Genomic DNA, 18325 nt, shown 5'->3' with positions numbered 1-18325 from the left:
ACTTTCCCCTACCTCATCTTGGGTTTGCCCTCGTATTGGTGCAGGCAATAAAAAAGGAGTCCGAAGACCCCTTTTGACAAACTTAGACTGCTACTTTAATGACCAGCATTCTTGTTGGCATCATCAATAAAGCGCTTACGAGCCGGCGCCAAAATGAACTTTGCCGCAAAGGCCGCAGTAATTGTCACGATTGCGCCCGCAATGAAAACCGTATTCCAATCCCCGGTTGAGGAAAGAATGGATGCCAAAGGCACCAACAAAGAAGCAGTTCCTTTTGCTGTGTATAAAGTGCCGGCATTACCAGCCGCATTTTTCACACCAAATGTATCCGCACAGATCGCTGGAAAGATCGAGAAAATTTCACCCCAAAACAAGAAGATCAATGCAGCAAAAGTCATAAATGCATATGGGTCTTTACCAAAATGCATCAAACCGAGCATTGATAAACCTTCACCAAGGAAAACGAAGAACATTGTGTTCTCCCGCCCAAAACGATCCGAAATAAATCCACACAGAGGGCGAGTAAAGCCATTGCACAGGTTATCAATTGATAAAGTCATTGTGAGTAGTGGCAAAGTAGTGCCGAATAACACCATTGGCAATTTCGCGAGACCCCAATCTTTAGCAATCGGGCCAATTTGCGCAGTTACCATTAATCCACCAGCAGCTACAACCACGAAGATGACATAGATTAGCCAGAACAAAGGTTTTCTGATCATTTGTCCGGAGGTGTAATCAACTTTAGTTGTAACAATGCGAGGCGCAGCCTGCACCCCCTTTGGTGGGGTTGGCTTAGTCATGAGCAATGCTAAACAAAAAATCAATGCGCCTTGTGCAAGGCCAAAGAACAAGAAAGCATGTTCATATCCATCAGAAAGAATCATGTTGCCGATTGGAATTACGGTAATTGCTGCACCAGCACCGAAGCCAGCAGCAGTTAAGCCCGCGGCAAGACCGCGCTTATCCGGAAACCATTTGAGCGCATTTCCAACGCAAGTTCCATACACGCAGCCAGCACCAATACCCGCTACGACAGCTGCCGCATACAGCATTTCGATTGAGTTGGCATAGCTATCCATCACCCATCCGGCAGCAGCAAAGATTGAACCAATCAGAATAACAATTCTTGGACCAAATTTATCCACCATCCAACCTTCAACAGGGACTAACCATGTTTCAACTACGATGAAGATAGAAAAAGACAATTGAATTGCAGATAAGGCCCAACCGGTTTTGATTTGAATGGGGTTAACAAACAAAGTCCATGCATATTGAAGATTGGCAACCAATCCCATGCAAATAATCCCAAATACCAACTGCGCCCAACGGTTATGCCATGGCTTATTCACTGTCCGTGCTCCTTTTAATTATTTCTCTTATAAATTTCACGCCCTCTTTAGGGGCTCAATCATTCTCAAACATCATCCTCTTTATTATCTTGATTGGAATCAAGATAATTTTATTTGCGCACTAGTGATTACCCCTAAGCCAAGTAATTGAATTGCAAGGCACTTCCACTTAGTTGCCAGCATTCCCAATTCCCCTTGGTCATAAAAAAAGCCACCCGAAGGTGGCTTTTGAATTGCTGTAATTTTTAAATTACATGCCGCGGTAAGCGCCGTCAAAATCATAGTGACGAGCTGGCTTGTCTTGGCTTGGCTTGCTTTCAGAAAAAAGCTGGTTGATCATATTCAATAAAACAGTCATTTGAATCTCCTTAAGGGTTAGTACCTAGATTATAACCCTAATACTAATGCAGTGCAGCAGGCCTAAAACACGGATGCGCAAGTCGTAACCCTCTGTTTTGACAGAGTTCACTCAATTGGGGGGGGATGCCCTGGTGGCGCCTGCCGAACTGGGATTGGCAGGGTAAATCTTTTTTAGCGGAACCGATCTAGCAGTTTTTTGCTGACTTTATCCAATTGCGTAGAGTCTTTGATGATAAATTGTAGTCCGTTGGAATCGGCAATCAGCAATGTATTCCCGGCAATTCGACGAATGTCTTCTTCGCCCTTGAGGCGAATTCGAGTTGGGCCTCGATCCGTTTCGATATCCCAAATACTAGGGGTAGCGAACGTAGAAACCTTAGTGATCTTCTCAATAACGGGCATGAACTCGCGTTCAGCCAATTCTTCCTCGATCAATCCAAGTTCCGCTTCAGAAATAGCGGTGATATCCGAAAACCAGTAAAGCTCTTTTCCAGATTGATTCATGATGCTAATACCAGCAGCAGGTGCAGTAATTGGAAAAGCTCTGACAGGATGAACGCCAATGTGTCGCTCACCTTTGTTGTCGATAAAGACTAGACGGCCTAGCGCATCACGCTCTAACTGATGAGTCTGACTCATACTCCACCCCCAATGTGCTTAGCTACTTCTTCCAGTTTTTCTTCTTGCTCTTCTTCCAGACTTTCACCAATAGCACCGCCTTCAACGAGCTCTGCAGCATGACGCAGCTGGGCTTGATACAGGGTGTAATAGGCGCCCCGAGCTTCCATCAGCTGATCGTGAGAGCCTATTTCCACAATCTCACCTTTATCTAGAACCACTAAGCGATCTGCTTTTCTTAAGGTGGAGAGGCGATGGGCGATTGCAATCGTAGTGCGGCCCTTAACCAGGTTATCCAAAGCACGCTGAATTTCTTTTTCAGTAGTGGTGTCAACCGATGATGTTGCTTCATCCAGGATCAAAATGCTTGGATTAATAAGCAGTGCACGTGCAATTGATATGCGTTGACGTTCACCGCCAGAGAGTGATTGACCACGCTCTCCTACTAAGGAGTCATAACCTAGAGGGAGGCGCAGAATAAATTCATGGGCATGAGCGGCGCGTGCTGCCTCAATAATTTCTTCGCGAGTCGCATCAGGTTTACCGTAAGCAATATTCTCTGCAATCGTGCCGAAGAATAAAAATGGTTCTTGCAATACCAAACCAATACGCTTGCGATAGTCAGCAATTCTGATGCTGCGAATATCCCGACCATCCAAAGAAATCGATCCTGCACTCACATCGTAGAAGCGGCAGATCAAGTTCACCAAAGTGCTCTTACCAGAACCACTATGACCTACTAGGCCAATCATTTCGCCTGGCGCGATATCTAAGTCAATACCTTTAGAAACAGCACGATTACCGTAACGGAAGCCTACGCCACGCAGGGAGATGCGGCCTTTGACTTCACCCAAAGGCGCTGGATTGATAGGCTCAGGAACGCTAGAGACGTGATCCAAAATATCAAAAATACGTTTAGCGCCAGCGGCTGCTTTCTGGGTATGAGAAACGATCCGGCTCATAGAATCTAAGCGAATATAAAAACGCCCGATATAGGCCAAGAATGCAATCAAGACGCCAACAGAAATTTTCTGGTGCGCAACTTGCCAGATACCAAAACCCCACACCACTAGCAAACCGGTTTCAGTAAGCAAAGTTACCGTGGGAGAAAACAATCCCCACACGCGATTCACGCGATCATTGATTTGTAGATTGTGCTTATTAGAATCCACGAAGCGCTTAAGTTCGCGATCTTCTTGTGCAAATGCTTTAACTACTCGAATGCCTGGAATAGTGTCCGCCAAAATATTAGTTACTTCAGACCAGATGCGGTCAATCTTTTCAAACCCAAAACGTAAACGATCACGCACTACATGAATCATCCAAACAATGAATGGCAATGGTGCCAAGGTAACCAAGGCCAGCAAAGGATCAATAGATACCAGGATGGCCGCGGTCATGGTGATCATCAACACATCGGTAGCAAAGTCCAGCGCGTATAAGGAGAGGAAAACGCAAATACGATCGGTCTCAGCGCCAATGCGGGCAATCAAGTCACCTGTTCTCTTGCCGCCAAAGTATTCCAGCGAAAGTTTAAGTAGATGTTCGAAAGTAGTATTGCGTAAATCAGCACCAATGCGCTCGCTCACCAATGCAAGTAAATAGGTCTTCCACCAACCCAGACCCCAAGCAACAATTGCAGCGCCAAACAATGCCAACAGATACATGCTGGCCAAATGAAAATCAATTGGATTGCCGCGCTCATATGGAATCAACACATGATCCATTAAGGGCATAGTGAGATACGGCGGAATTAAAGTCGCGCCTGTAGATAACAGAGTCAACACAAAACCCAACAACAATTGTTTCTTGTAAGGGCGTGCAAAACGCCAAAGCTTGAAGAGCGTCCAAGTAGATGGCGGTGCATCATCCTCAGGATCACAAGTCGGACAAGAATCAGAATTAGCGGGCTTAGGACTTAAGCAAACCTGGCAGACCTGCTTGTCATACTCGCTGACCTCACCATTGCTCATTTCCTCGCCACGAGTTAATTGCTTAAAACTAGATTGCAGGCGAAGCACTTGGGGATTTACCGCCAGGGTGAAATTCCAGGCTCTCAACAATTTATCGGGGGTTTCTAGGCGGAGATGCCCTACTCCAGCATGATCACCGTGAATTAAATGGGTGTCCGTCTCCAACTTCCAGGACTCAAATACCTTGCCGTCCGTCCAAAATAGACCTTTTTCGTTGAGCAAAAGCAGGCTTTTTTCAAAGCGTAAATCGGCGCCCAAATCGAGCTCAACCCAAGCTAGTAGGGCTTCAGGGCTCTTTACTGGGGAAGTTTCAGCCTCCAAAACAGCCAACCAATAACTCGGTAGCACGGGGGCAAAAGGTAGGATTTGTGGCTTCATTGACCTTAAAAGTATAGTGGAGCTGAATTTTTTAGATTTATTGCTCCTGTCAACTTTAGGGGGTCAAAAGCCGTTAAATTGTCTAAGTAGGCCCTTTTATGTATTTTTGCCAATTTTGTGAGTTTTTCAAATAACTATTAGAAACAGAGAGACTGTCTGACGCGTCAACGCCAAAAGCTGGCGCTGACCATCGCAATACTGCATATGCCCCAATTACTAGATAAATCCATCGAGATTCTGAGCGTTAAGCATCTCCGTGGTCCCAATATGTGGACTTACCATCCCGTGATTGAGGTTTGGCTCGATATTGGCGATTTAGAGGACTACCCCTCTAACGTCATTCCTGGCTTTTATGAACGCTTAGTTAAAGCCCTCCCAAGCCTCGTTGAACATCGCTGTAGCTATGGTGAAACTGGCGGATTTTTAAAGCGCGTTGAAGAAGGCACCTGGCCTGCTCACATTCTCGAACACTTAACTCTTGAGTTACAAAACTTAGCCGGTATCCCTGGCGGTTTTGGTAAGGCACGTGACGGCGATAGGCGTGGTGTTTACAAAGTGATGGTTAGCGCAATCAATGAGGAGGTCACACTCACCGCTCTCAAATATGCGCGTGATCTTTATTTAGCTCTAGCGCAAGACAATGCTGACTGCGTTGCTCTTGTGCAAACCATCATCGAAAATTTACGTGATCTTGGCGATGATCTTTTGCTGGGTCCAAGTACAGCATGTATTGTGAATGCAGCTGAAGAGCGTGGCATTCCATCGATTCGTTTATCTGAAGGCAACCTAGTTCAACTAGGCTATGGCGCCAAGCAACGCCGAATCTGGACAGCAGAGACCGATCAAACAAGCGCAATTGCGGAAACCATTTCTCGCGATAAAGATTTAACTAAGAGCTTGCTACGTAGCGCCGGAGTTCCAACACCCGAGGGTAGAACCGTTACCAGCCCTGATGATGCTTGGGAAGCCGCACAAGACATTGGCTTACCTGTAGTGGTTAAGCCGATCGATGGCAATCATGGCCGCGGTGTATTTATCAACCTCTATACCCAACAAGAAATTGAAGCTGCATATGCCGTTGCCATTGATGAAGGTAGCGAAGTTTTAGTTGAGCGCCACATTGTTGGTGATGAGCACCGCTTGTTAGTTGTAGGCAATAAGGTAGTTGCTGCGGCAAAAGGTGAAACCGTATGGGTCACTGGTGATGGGAAACATACTGTTCATGAACTGATTCAAATACAGATTAATTCTGATCCCCGTCGCGGCACCGCAGAAGAGCACCCTCTCAATCCTGTTCGCATTGATTCTGCAGTAGAACTTGAACTGGCACGTCAGCAACTAAAAGGTGACAGTGTTCCTGCAATAGATCACAAAGTACTCATTCAAAGCAACGGCAACGTTGCGTTTGATGTTACTGATTTAATTCATCCTGATGTTGCTAGCCAAGTAGCCTTAGCTGCCCGTGTTGTTGGCCTTGAAATTGCCGGTGTTGATTTAGTAGCGCAGGACATTAGCAAACCATTGGCAGATCAAAATGCTGCCATTGTTGAAGTCAATGCAGGCCCCGGCCTACTGATGCATCTCAAACCCGCAAGCGGTAAACCTCAGCCTGTTGGCAAAGAAATTGCGAATCACCTCTTTCCACCTGGGGTAGATTTCCGTATTCCGGTAGTTGGTGTCTGCGGTGAACACGGCAAAACCCCTGTCGCCGAGATGATTGCCCATTTCTTACGCCTAACGAATGTCTATGTTGGCCTTTCTTGCAGCAAAGGCTTGTTCTTTGGTAACCGCGCGATTCCAAACTCCAATGCATCAAATTGGGAGAATGCCCGACGCACCCTACTTAATCGCGCAGTAGAGGCAGTTGTAATTGAAAACAATCATCTGTCAATGTTGATAGAAGGATTGGCCTACGATCGCTGTCAAGTTGGCGTCGTACTCAATGTTGATCCAAAGGCAAACTTCCCGCAATACGCAATTTATGATGAAGACCAAGTCTTCAGCGTTGTACGCACCCAGGTTGATGTCGTTCTTCCAACCGGTGTTGCCGTACTCAATGCTGATGATCCAATGTGCGTACAAATGGCCGAGCTTTGTGATGGTCAGGTGATCTTCTTTAGCGAGAATTCAGACTCTGAGATTGTCAAATCCCACTTAGCAAACGGTGGTCGTGCAGTTGTCATTGGCAAACAGCAAATTACCCTGAAGTCTGGAAAGCTGGATCAGAAATCCATTCCTGTGCCACGTCACTCTGAAGCCAACCACTCTACTCCTTGGAAGACCATGAATTTAGGTGCAGCTATAGCAGCAGCCTGGGCTCTTGAAATTCCATTCAACGTTATCGAAGCAGGCGCAGAAACATTCGTGCCTGATGCCACTACTGCTACAGGGGCTTAATTGGAAATTACTCGTATTCGCATGTTGCGCGGCCCAAATTTATGGAGCCGCCACACCGCTTTAGAAGCGATTGTTTCTTGTGATGAGTCTGAACGCTCAATCGATTCTATCCCTCAATTTGAAACCAAGATTCGTGAGCGCTTTCCTCAATTAGGCAGCATGCGTCGCGGCGGCCATAATGAAGTGCTTTCTTTAGCTCATGCTCTTGAGCATGCAGCGCTTGGCCTTCAAGCTCAAGCAGGTTGCCCCGTTACCTTTAGTCGCACAGTGCAAACAGTCGATGTTGGTGTTTATCAAGTGGTAGTGGAATACACCGAAGAAGTCGTGGGTCGCATGGCTTTCGACTTTGGTTTTGCTTTGATTCAAGCCACCCTCAACGATGCACCGTTTGATCTCGCTGCCGCCCTCTCAGAGTTAGAAGCTCTTTACGAAGACGTTCGCCTTGGACCAAGCACTGGATCCATTGTTGATGCAGCAGTACAGCGCAACATCCCCTACCGCCGGATGACCGAAGGCAGCATGGTGCAGTTTGGTTGGGGTAGCAAACAGAAACGCATTCAAGCTGCAGAGACTAGCGATACCAGCGCGATTGCTGAAGCGATTGCCCAAGATAAAGAACTCACCAAGAACTTACTTGCTGCTGCTGGCGTATCCGTTCCTATTGGCGAAGTAGTTACCACTGCTGATGATGCTTGGCGTGCTGCTCAAAAAATTGGCGGTCCGATTGTTTTAAAGCCGAAAGATGGTAACCAAGGCAAAGGCGTTGTTGCCAACATTCAAACCGAAGAAGAGGTCCGCGCTGGCTTTATTGTGACCCAAGCCTTTGGTCGGGAAACCATTGTTGAGCGCTACCTCCCTGGTGCAGACTACCGCTTGCTCGTCGTTGGCAACCGCCTCTCGGCCGCTGCTCGCCGTGAGCCAGCACAAGTAGTTGGCGATGGCAGTCACTCCGTTGCAGAGCTAGTTGAAATCGAGAATAAAAATCCATTGCGTGGCGACGGACATGCAACAGCGCTTACCAAAATTCGCTTTGATGACATTGCCATGGCGCATCTCGCAAGCTCAGGTCTTACCCCACAATACGTGCCAAAGACTGGCGAACGCGTTCTTCTTCGTAACAATGCCAACCTCAGCACTGGTGGTACCGCTACTGATGTTACTGACGATGTTCATCCGGATGTTGCGGCAAGTGCAGTAGCTGCAGCTCAGATGATTGGTCTTGATATTGCTGGCGTGGATATCCTTTGTGAAAACATTTATAAGCCACTAGAACAACAAGGTGGCGGTATCGTTGAAGTCAATGCCGCGCCCGGTTTACGTATGCACCTCAAGCCTTCATATGGCAAAGGACGCCCCGTTGGCGAAGACATCATCAATATGATGTTCCCACTAGGTGAAGATGGTCGCATTCCAGTGGTAGCGGTTACCGGCACGAACGGTAAAACTACTACGGTGCGCCTTATTGCTCACCTGTTAAATGAAACTGGCCTACGCGTTGGCATGACAGGAACTGATGGCGTTTACATCAATCATCGCCTCATCGATACCGGCGATTGCAGTGGTCCTAAAAGTGCTCGCAATGTATTAATGCATCCCGATGTAGATGCTGCCGTACTTGAAACTGCTCGCGGTGGAATGCTCCGCGAAGGTCTTGGCTTTGATCGCTGCGAAGTTGCGGTGGTAACCAATATTGGCGAAGGTGATCACTTAGGCCTTAATTACATTACTAGCGTTGAAGATTTAGCCATTCTCAAGCGCGTGATTGTGCAAAACGTTGCCCCAACCGGTGCCGCAGTACTCAATGCGGCAGACCCAATGGTTGTGAAGATGGGTGACAAGTGTTCTGGTCGAGTGATTTTCTTTGCCCAAAATCAACATCACCCAGTCATTGCCGCTCATCGCGCTAAGAATAAAAAAGTCATTTATTTTGATGGCACCTACATTGTTGCCTCCAAGGGATCGCGTGTGATGTATCGCTTCCCCGTTAGCGAAATTCCCCTGACCCAAAATGGCGTACTAGGCTTCCAAATTGAAAATGCCATGGCTGCGATTGGCGCAGCCTGGGCTCTTGGTCTTGATGCCGAAAAGATTGCTCGCGGTTTACATAGCTTTGAAAGCGATCCGAATTCCGTACCGGGACGCTTTAATCAATTTCAACATAATGGCGCCACCGTCATTGCTGATTATGGTCACAACCCCGATGCTATGCGCGCCCTTACTAGCGCCGTTGAGGCCATGAAACCCAAGAAGAGCCACGTGGTTATTAGCGGTGCAGGCGATCGTCGTGACGAAGATATCCGTGATCTAACCCGTATCTTGGGTAACTCATTTGACAACGTCATTCTTTATCAAGATGCCTGCCAACGTGGCCGTGAAGATGGCGAAGTATTAAAGCTATTGCAAGAAGGCTTAGTTGGCGCCACTAAGGCCAAACAAGTCAAAGAGATTCATGGTGAATTTAAGGCTATTGATACAGCTCTAAATGATCTCGCTGCAGGCGATATTTGCTTGATTCTGATTGACCAAGTGGAAGAGTCTCTTGCCTACCTTAAACAACAGGTGAGACCTTAATCACAACTGTATGGTCATTAAAAAACCCAATCGCTTGATTGGGTTTTTTATTAGTGAAGCAATAGTGCACTTATGAGTGATAGCTCTGAATGCGATCAATCTCTTCTTTAGAGCCTAGCATCACAGAAACACGCTCATGCAGATCTGTTGGCTGCAAATCCATAATGAGATCCGTTCCATTGGTAGAGGCACCACCCGCCTGCTCTACCAGGAAACTCATTGGATTGGCTTCGTACATCAGGCGTAACTTACCTGGCTTGTGCGGTTCACGCTGATCCCATGGGTACATAAATACCCCGCCACGAGATAAAACACGGTGCACATCCGCCACCATCGAAGCGATCCAACGCATATTGAAATCCTTGTCACGGGTGCCACTGACGCCAGCTAAGCACTCCTCAACATAACGACGTACTGGGTCAGCCCAGTGGCGCATATTGGACATATTGATTGCAAACTCTTTGGTTGAATGAGAAATCTTTACCGCATCCTTAATGAGCAAAAACTCACCAGTCACTTTATTCAAGGTAAACATCACCACACCATCACCCAAGGTCAAGGCCATCGTGGTTTGAGGTCCATACACTACATAACCCGCAGCAACTTGATGACGCCCTGACAACAAAAAGTCAGAGGTCTGCAAAGGTGCATTCGGATCTTGTTTCTTGAGAACTGAAAAAATAGTTCCAATCGATACGTTCACATCAATATTGGATGAGCCATCGAGTGGGTCAAATAACAGCAGGTAATCACCTGTACCTTGAACTGGAACTGGAAGCTCCATTTCTTCTGAGGCTAAACCTGCGAGTGATTTACAACCCTTTACGCCGTCGATCAGCAAATCGTTTGCAATGATGTCAAGTTTTTGCTGAACTTCACCCTGCACGTTGCCAGTGCCTGCGGAACCCAACAAGCCAATCAAGGCGCCCTGCGCTACTTCATGACTGAGAGTTGAGCAGGTGTTAACAACCGCGGTCAGCAAATCTTGCAATCCAGCCGGAATAGCATCGCCAGCCGGCTTTGTGGAGGCTAAATATTGCTTGAAATTGATATGAGTACTTGAGGACAAAGGTATTTCTCCAAAGCTCTATTGAAATTAAGGTCTATTTTGCCTTGTTCCGAATGCCAACCTCAAAATATTGATATTTCCCATCTAAATGATCATTTGGGCAATAAACCACTCTAATTTTGATGTTATTTTAGATGTTATAATGCATCAATAATGATGAGGGATATATATGAGAACTACTGTCACGATTGACGACGATCTATATCAAAGAGGTTTGGATCTTGCTGACCCTGATATGGATAAAGCTGATCTCTTTAGGGAGGCCATTAACGTATTCATAAGAGTTCAAGTTGCTAAGAGGTTGGTAGCATTGGGTGGTAAATCACCTCAGATGAAGACTATTCCTCGCCGCAAACCGAAGGATGGCCAGTAATCATGACCATGGTTTTAGTTGACACATCAGTCTGGGTAGCTCACTTTAGAAAGTCAAATGTATCTTTCGAAGCTCTACTACTAAATGACCAAATACTGTGTCACCCCCTAATCCAAATAGAATTAGCCTGCGGATCACCCCCATCGCCACGCTCTAAAACCTTGGGCTATATTAAAAAATTACGACAAGCAACTATAGCCACCCCTTATGAAATATTGGAGTTTATTGAAAAGCATCAACTCCAAGAATCTGGATGTGGGGCAATTGATGTATCACTCCTTACATCAACTCTGCTTTCAGAAAATGCCCAGCTTTGGACTCTGGATAAGAACCTGGAAAAGCTTGCAATTCGATTGGGTATTTCGTACAGCAATAAGCTCCATTAACTTCTTAGTTACCCAGCGCCTTTCCAATCACTTCCCTTACATCGGGAGAGAGTGTTGGGCATGCAGAAACACGCTCTAGAGCCGCTTTCATATGATCTTGATAGGGTTGGGCAAATAAACGCCAGCGGTCCAGCGCTCTTGCAAGACGAGCCGCTACCTGAGGATTGATGGGATCAAGAGCTAATACGCTATCGGCCCAGAACTCATAACCACTGCCATCCGCCTGATGAAAGCTAGCTGGATTGTTAGCGCAGAACGAATGAATCACGCTGCGAACTCGGTTTGGATTGTTTAACTTGAATGCAGGATGCTCGCGGAGCTTCTTCACCTCGGCGAGAGTGGAGTCAAGACCGTCAACAGGGGGACGACTAGATTGCAAGCCAAACCACTTATCGATTACCAAAGCATCATTCGCAAATCGATTGTAAAAATCAATTAAGCAATCTTTAGCTTGTTTTGCGCCGTGCACCACTAATGCAGATAAGGCTGCATAACGGTCAGTCATATTGTCAGCAATTTGATATTGATTGGCTGCCATTGGTGCCCATACTGCTGGTGCCGCCTCTAGCAACATGCTCAATGCTAGATTTTTCAGGGCACGCTTACCAGCATCAACCCCATCAGACTTAAATGGTCCAGGGGTTTGCATCTGCTGATACAAGGCGGCCCACTCAAGTTGCAACTGTTTCGCAATTTCTTTACGGAAAGCGCGTCGCGCAGTAAATATCTTCTGAGGATCAACGCTCGTGCATTGCTCATACAAATAAGACTCTGCAGGCAGCGTTAAAGCCAGATCCTTAAAGGCGGGATCTAAATTAGGGTCTAGCAAGATATTGCGATACGCCTCAATCAGTTTTTCATCAGGCAAACGATTATTTAAAATCATTTGCATCGCCAACTTCTGACCAGCCTCCCAACGATTAAATGCATCATCATCGCTTGAGAAAAGTGTTAATAGATCTGCCTCGGATTGCTCAAAATCTAAATTAATTGGCGCTGAGAAGTTGCGATTAATCGAGAGAACTGGACGTTCTTCGATATTGTCAAAAGTCCAAGTTTGAGTTTCTTGCGTTAATTCCAATAACTGCTCTGCTTGGTCATTCGCCTTTGTAATTAAGCGCATCTTCAATGGAATATGAAAGGGCTTCTTCTCCGGCTGACCCGGACTAGGTGCACAACTTTGCGTCAGCGTCAGTTGGTACTGTTTTTTGGTGGAGTCATAGTGCTCTTGCACCTTAACCCTTGGGGTGCCTGCCTGGCTATACCAATTCTTAAACTTAGTCAGGTCCTTACCATTGGCGTCTGCCATCGCAGCCAAGAAATCATCGCAGGTAACCGCCTGACCATCATGGCGCTTAAAGTAGAGATCCATTCCTTTGCGGAAGCCGTCTTTACCCAAAAGAGTTTGATACATCCTAACAACTTCTGAACCCTTCTCATAGACAGTAACGGTATAGAAATTATTGATTTCTTGATACTCATCCGGGCGAATCGGATGCGCCATTGGGCCTGCATCCTCAGGAAATTGCAATTGACGAAGCAAGCGAACATCTTCAATCCGCTTTACTGCCCTGCCGGATTCACTACCCATTTGATCAGCAGAAAACTCTTGATCTCTAAATACAGTCAAACCCTCTTTCAGGGATAACTGAAACCAATCCTGGCAAGTAACGCGGTTACCTGTCCAGTTATGGAAGTACTCATGAGCAACGACACTCTCAATATTGGCAAAGTCTGCATCTGTCGCAGTTTCTGGCTGGGCAAGAACAAACTTGGTATTGAAAATATTCAAACCCTTGTTTTCCATTGCACCCATATTGAAGTCACTTACGGCCACAATCATAAAACGCTCTAAATCCAACTCCAATCCAAAACGCTTTTCATCCCAATGAATAGAGGCAATCAGGGAGTCCATTGCATGTCGAGTCTTCTTGAGGTCATGCGGCTCAACCCAGATCTGCAGTAACTTCTTAGCACCGCTACTAGTGGTAATAGTTTCTTCAATGCATTCCAACTTACCAGCAACCAAGGCAAACAAATAGGATGGCTTAGGAAACGGATCTTCCCAAGTAGCACTATGCCACCCATTAGGTAGTTTTTCTGTAGTCAGTAAGTTGCCGTTGGATAACAGCACCGGACACTCTGCTTCGCGCGCACGCAATGTCACGCGATAACGCGCCATCACATCCGGGCGATCCAAGAAGTAAGTAATCTTTCTAAAACCCTCTGCTTCACATTGAGTAAAAAAGTTCCCGTTGGAAACATACAAGCCCATCAGAGTAGTATTTTTCTCGGGGACGCAAACGCAAATAATTTCTACGACAAACTTTTCTTTACCTTCATTTGGCAGCGAATGAATCGTCAGTGTTTCTGGTGTTAATTCAAAATGACGATGGGCTTCACCATTGATGCGCAAACTAACAAACTCGAGCTCTTGCCCGACCAAAACCAAGGGGGCTCCTGCCTTAAAACTTTTGCCTGGCAAAACCTCAATGCAACTTTTCACAATGGTTCGCGCTGGATCCAGAGCGATGTCGAGTTCGACATGATCGAAGGTGTATGCAGGCGGGAGGTATTCGAGCCTACGAAAGCTCTGGGGGAGATCAGTTTTCATGAGCCTATTTTAAGTCTTGGCTGGCAGACGGGTTAGTTCGCTATCTCAGGCCCATATCAGGGTAGCCAAGCCAATAGCAATAAAGGTAACGGCTGCCACTGCATGCACCCACTTAATGGGCATGCGTTTCGTGAATTTCTGACCAATCCAGACGGCGGGGGCATTTGCCAGCATCATCCCCAATGTGGTGCCAACTGTTACAGAAACTACATCCTCGTAGCGGGCGCCCAGGGCAATGGTCGCAATTTGCGTCTTATCGCCCATCTCAGCCAAAAAGAATAATCCCACTGTTAGCAAAAATACCTGCATGGCTTTGTCAGCAACCTTAGAGCCAGCTGCATCGTCAATATGATCTGGCACCAATAACCACAAACCAATGCCCAAGAAGCTCAATCCTAAAATCCAACGCATTACATCAGGTGATACCAGGGTGGTTAGCCAATGACCCAATAAGGCAGCGCAAGCATGATTTGCGATTGTGGCAATAAAGATGCCTGCAATGATGGCTAACGCCTGCTTGGGATAGCGAGCCGCAAGCATTAATGAAAGCAATTGGGTTTTATCCCCCATCTCTGCTAGGGCAACTACCCCGGCAGAGAGGGTTAAGGCTGAAAAATCCATAAATGATGTGGGTCCAGTAAGTTTTGTGTGTCAGGGATAGTTTAAATCCTAGCGCTCACTAGACCCACTCATTTTGGATATATATTGCTACGCCACTAAAAGCTCCTCAGCCATTGCATAGTCTAGGCCCTGAGCCATTGCAACTGGCTTTGATGTCAACATCCCTTTATGCACACTCAAACCATTGCGCAAGTGATGATCAATTGAGAGCGCTTTCATCACCCCCCGGTTTGCCAAAGCCTCAACAAACGGATAAGTCGCGTTGGTTAAAGCAAAGGTAGATGTTCTTGCAACTGCTCCGGGCATATTGGCAACGCAATAATGCAGTACACCGTCCACCAAAAAAGTTGGGTCAGCATGCGTAGTCGGTTTAGATGTTTCAAAACAGCCGCCTTGATCAATGGCAACATCCACCGCAACCGAACCAGGCTTCATTGTTTTAATCATTTCACGCGTCACCAATTTGGGAGCTGCTGCCCCAGGTAGCAAAACTGCTCCAATCACGACATCCGCTTCACACACTTCTTGCTCAATCAACAAGCTGTCAGAATAAAAAGTTCTGACGCGATTGCCATAGAACATATCGATCTGACGCAAGCGATCAATATCACGATCAAAGATACAAACATCAGCCCCCATGCCGACTGCCATTTGCAAAGCGTTACGGCCCACGACGCCACCGCCCAGAATGACAATCTTGGCCGGTGATACGCCAGGTACACCCGCCATCAACACACCTAAGCCACCATTGGTTTTTTCTAAATGCGATGCAGCTGCCTGGATGGACATGCGACCCGCTACTTCACTCATGGGCGCCAAAAGAGGGAGAGCGCCATTCATAGCAGTCACTGTTTCATAGGCAATGCAGGTAGCACCTGATTGCAACAAAGCTTTTGTCTGCCTCGGATCTGGCGCTAAGTGTAAATAGGTAAATAAAATTTGATCCTCGCGCAGCATGGCGCATTCTTGCGCCTGAGGCTCTTTGACTTTCACAATCATCTCCGCCCTTTGAAACACTTCTGCTGCACTATTGACAAGGCTAGCACCAGCAAGTCGATAAGACTCATCCGTTAAGCCGATTTGCTCGCCAGCACCTCGCTGGATCAAGACAGAATGTCCCTGCTTACAAAGTCCGCTGACATTACCCGGGGTTAATCCCACCCGGAACTCATTATTTTTTACCTCTTGAGGTACGCCAATAATCATTGCCTTCTCCTATTATTTAAAGTCACGTTGGATTGCTGTTTTGCGATGTAAGCCCACGACATAAAACATTGCGAGATACACGCCCAATAAACACGGCCCCACTATGAGTGCGATCCGTGCATCCTCATGAAAGCCCATCAACACCACCACTAATCCGATGAATGCCAGAGCGAACCATGAGGAATAGGGCCACCAAGGAGCGCGATACCCTAACTCCGCCACTTGGGATTTGGATAGCGAGCGACGGAATTTGATCTGTGTAATCAAGATCGCGATCCAAACCATTAAGCCAATAAAGGTCACTGCAGCCATCATGTATTGAAAGGCTTTGTCAGGTACAAAGTAGTTCAGCACTACACCTGACATACAGACCCCGACTGTAGTCATCACCGCTCGATGAGGAACGCCATACTTTGAAAGCTTTGAAAAAGATCTAGGAGCGTAGCCGTTAGACGATAAGGAGTAGAGCAAGCGTCCACCACTAAAGATGCCTGCATTACATGAAGAGAGTGCTGCAGTGATCACGACAAAGTTAATTAAGCCCGCTGCTCCTCGCAAACCCAGCCTTTCAAACATCACTACGAATGGACTGCCTTGCTGCCCAACTTGATTCCAAGGAAAAATTGCCAAAATAACCAGGATGGCACCCATGTAGAAAATGAGAATCCGCCAAGCCAATGAATCAATGGCCATCGGAATGGTTTTTTGTGGACTCTCAGCCTCGCCTGCAGAGAGACCAATCATTTCTATACCAACATAAGCAAACAAGACCATTTGCAATGACAACAACATTCCGCTGATGCCATTTGGAAAGAAGCCGCCGTGTTGCCATAAATTATTCAGGCCAATGGGCTGCCAATCATTGGTAAAGCCAAACAAGATGACCGAACCTCCAAGTGCAATCATGGCGACAATCGCTACCACTTTGATCAGAGCAAACCAAAACTCAAATTCTCCAAATACCTTTACTGCAATCAGATTGATTAAGCCCATCATCACAATAGAAGAAAGTGCCCAAATCCACTGCGGGGTCTCGGGAAACCAAATGCCCATATAGATGCCAACCGCAGTAACTTCAGCAATTCCAACCACAATCCAATAAGTCCAGTATCCCCAGCCCACCATATACCCCGCCAGCGGACCCACATAGGTATTGGCGTAGGCTGCGAAAGAACCGGCTACAGGTTCATGCACCGCCATCTCACCAAGTGTCCGCAGAACAATGAAAGCAACAATGCCTGCCAGCAAATAACCTAGAAGAATGGATGGGCCTGCTATTTGAATTGCGCTTGCCGACCCTAAAAATAATCCAACGCCGATCGTTGAGCCTAAGGCCATCAAACGAATATGCCGCACTTTGAGGTGACGTTTTAAGCCAGAGTGTTCAGTCTGCAAGGGAGACCTCCTTTCGATTTGTCATTGGCAACTTGCCAACGGAGCAAAGTCTAGGGAGGACTGGTGATCAGCACTAGGGGAGAAAAATTACTAAAGTGATTAATTAAATAAATCTATTTAGGAAAATATTGAAATGTCTTTGAAATCAACGCCGAGTTTGAAATAAATTATTTCTGATTGCAACAGAATCAGTAATTTCCTACAGGGAATCCCCTTAAGGATTTACAGTAATTTTTGAGAAAAAATTACTGTGCAGCGATGAGATTCAGAATTTCTGCGGCAGCTGCAAGCCCACAAGCAGCCGTTACCATCACGGTGGAGCCATAGCCCGAGCAGGCCAGACCTCCGCTGGAAGCTCCCGCTCGTGGTTCATGCGAATAAATTGCACGAATGCCAATTTTTTTCTTCAGATTTCTGGAGAACCCATGATCTTGTCTGAGTCCCTGGCGAACCTTAGCCAATAAAGCATCTTGTTCGGTACGAGAAAGATCTTCGCAGCGCACCGATGTGGGATCTGACTTACCACCAGCAGCACCACACATGACTAAAGCACGATTATTTTTCACGGCCCACACTGATAAAGCAATTTTGGTTTGTACTGAATCGGTCGCGTCTAATATCAATGCATTTGCTGGAATAAGTCGATCTAAGTTTTCTGGCTCCAAGAATTCATCGCAAGCAGTCAAATTGATCTCTGGATTAATTTGCAGAATGCGCTCCTTCATCGCCTCGACTTTTGCTTTGCCGAACTGCCCTTCTATGGCGTGCAGCTGTCGATTGGTATTGCTTTCGGAGATATGATCAAAATCAATAATGACAAGGTGTCCAATACCCGTGCGAGCTAAGGCCTCTGCCGCCCAGGACCCAACACCCCCTAGACCAGCCACCACTACCGTTGCATTCAGAAAGCGCTCGCGCAGTTCTGGCCCATAGAGTCGTGAGACCCCTCCAAAACGACGATTTTCTAAGCTACTTTCCACCTTGTCTTCTGCCATAGCTTCTCTTTATACTGAAT

At 46.6% G+C, this 18325-nt stretch carries 12 protein-coding genes and 1 pseudogene; 4 read left to right on the top strand and 9 right to left on the bottom strand.

Going from position 1 to position 18325, the window contains the following annotated elements:
• Positions 1 to 95 precede the first annotated feature (95 nt).
• The 3 genes from oxlT to ICN34_RS05660 all read right to left on the bottom strand — a co-directional run bounded on the left by oxlT (position 96) and on the right by ICN34_RS05660 (position 4678).
• Positions 96 to 1295, bottom strand: a complete 1200-nt coding sequence (oxlT, locus tag ICN34_RS05670; RefSeq protein WP_237767790.1) for an oxalate/formate MFS antiporter — start codon at positions 1293 to 1295, stop codon at positions 96 to 98.
• 585 nt (positions 1296 to 1880) lie between these two features.
• Positions 1881 to 2348 carry a DUF1854 domain-containing protein gene (locus ICN34_RS05665; protein ID WP_072583753.1) on the bottom strand — a complete coding sequence of 156 codons (468 nt, stop codon included), beginning with the start codon at positions 2346 to 2348 and terminating at the stop codon, positions 1881 to 1883.
• Positions 2345 to 4678 carry an ABC transporter ATP-binding protein gene (locus ICN34_RS05660; RefSeq protein ID WP_216121341.1) on the bottom strand — a complete coding sequence of 778 codons (2334 nt, stop codon included), beginning with the start codon at positions 4676 to 4678 and terminating at the stop codon, positions 2345 to 2347. Before ICN34_RS05660 ends, ICN34_RS05665 begins: the two co-directional genes overlap by 4 nt.
• Positions 4679 to 4882: 204 nt before the next feature.
• On the opposite strand from ICN34_RS05660, the pseudogene cphA (ICN34_RS05655) reads away from it, so the two are divergent.
• Positions 4883 to 7063, top strand: a pseudogene (gene cphA, locus ICN34_RS05655) (cyanophycin synthetase); the annotation flags it as partial.
• A gap of 12 nt (positions 7064 to 7075) precedes the next feature.
• The gene (gene cphA, locus ICN34_RS05650) at positions 7076 to 9646 is read left to right on the top strand and encodes a cyanophycin synthetase (protein WP_072583755.1); all 2571 of its coding nucleotides are present in this window, start codon (positions 7076 to 7078) and stop codon (positions 9644 to 9646) included.
• 70 nt (positions 9647 to 9716) lie between these two features.
• Here the strand turns inward: cphA (ICN34_RS05650) and ICN34_RS05645 are convergent, their stop codons facing one another.
• A complete protein-coding gene (locus tag ICN34_RS05645; RefSeq protein ID WP_216862542.1) occupies positions 9717 to 10715 on the bottom strand; it encodes a class 1 fructose-bisphosphatase in 999 nt (332 codons plus the stop codon).
• Between the two features lie 169 nt (positions 10716 to 10884).
• Between ICN34_RS05645 and ICN34_RS05640 the strand changes: the two genes are divergently transcribed.
• Together ICN34_RS05640 and ICN34_RS05635 are read left to right on the top strand one after the other, a co-directional pair.
• Positions 10885 to 11088 carry a DUF2191 domain-containing protein gene (locus ICN34_RS05640; protein ID WP_072583756.1) on the top strand — a complete coding sequence of 68 codons (204 nt, stop codon included), beginning with the start codon at positions 10885 to 10887 and terminating at the stop codon, positions 11086 to 11088.
• A gap of 2 nt (positions 11089 to 11090) precedes the next feature.
• Entirely contained in the window at positions 11091 to 11474 is a 384-nt protein-coding gene (locus tag ICN34_RS05635) for a type II toxin-antitoxin system VapC family toxin (RefSeq protein WP_072583757.1), read from the top strand.
• Positions 11475 to 11478: 4 nt separating this feature from the next.
• Here the strand turns inward: ICN34_RS05635 and pepN are convergent, their stop codons facing one another.
• The 5 genes from pepN to ICN34_RS05610 form a co-directional block, all read right to left on the bottom strand.
• Positions 11479 to 14088 carry an aminopeptidase N gene (pepN, locus tag ICN34_RS05630; RefSeq protein ID WP_216121339.1) on the bottom strand — a complete coding sequence of 870 codons (2610 nt, stop codon included), beginning with the start codon at positions 14086 to 14088 and terminating at the stop codon, positions 11479 to 11481.
• A gap of 45 nt (positions 14089 to 14133) precedes the next feature.
• Complete coding sequence (locus ICN34_RS05625; RefSeq protein WP_216121337.1) at positions 14134 to 14709, bottom strand: TMEM165/GDT1 family protein; 576 nt, start codon at positions 14707 to 14709, stop codon at positions 14134 to 14136.
• A gap of 87 nt (positions 14710 to 14796) precedes the next feature.
• Positions 14797 to 15915: an alanine dehydrogenase gene (ald, locus tag ICN34_RS05620; RefSeq protein WP_072583760.1), complete on the bottom strand. Its 1119-nt coding sequence runs from the start codon at positions 15913 to 15915 to the stop codon at positions 14797 to 14799.
• A gap of 12 nt (positions 15916 to 15927) precedes the next feature.
• Entirely contained in the window at positions 15928 to 17310 is a 1383-nt protein-coding gene (locus ICN34_RS05615; RefSeq protein ID WP_216121326.1) for an amino acid permease, read from the bottom strand.
• A gap of 245 nt (positions 17311 to 17555) precedes the next feature.
• On the bottom strand, positions 17556 to 18305 hold the full coding sequence (locus tag ICN34_RS05610) for a ThiF family adenylyltransferase (RefSeq protein ID WP_072583762.1): 750 nt from the start codon (positions 18303 to 18305) through the stop codon (positions 17556 to 17558).
• Positions 18306 to 18325 lie beyond the last annotated feature (20 nt).

The sequence above is a fragment of the Polynucleobacter sp. Tro8-14-1 genome (genome assembly GCF_018881655.1).
Classification (GTDB): Bacteria; Pseudomonadota; Gammaproteobacteria; order Burkholderiales; family Burkholderiaceae; genus Polynucleobacter.
This window is presented reverse-complemented; position numbering and strand designations above follow the sequence as displayed.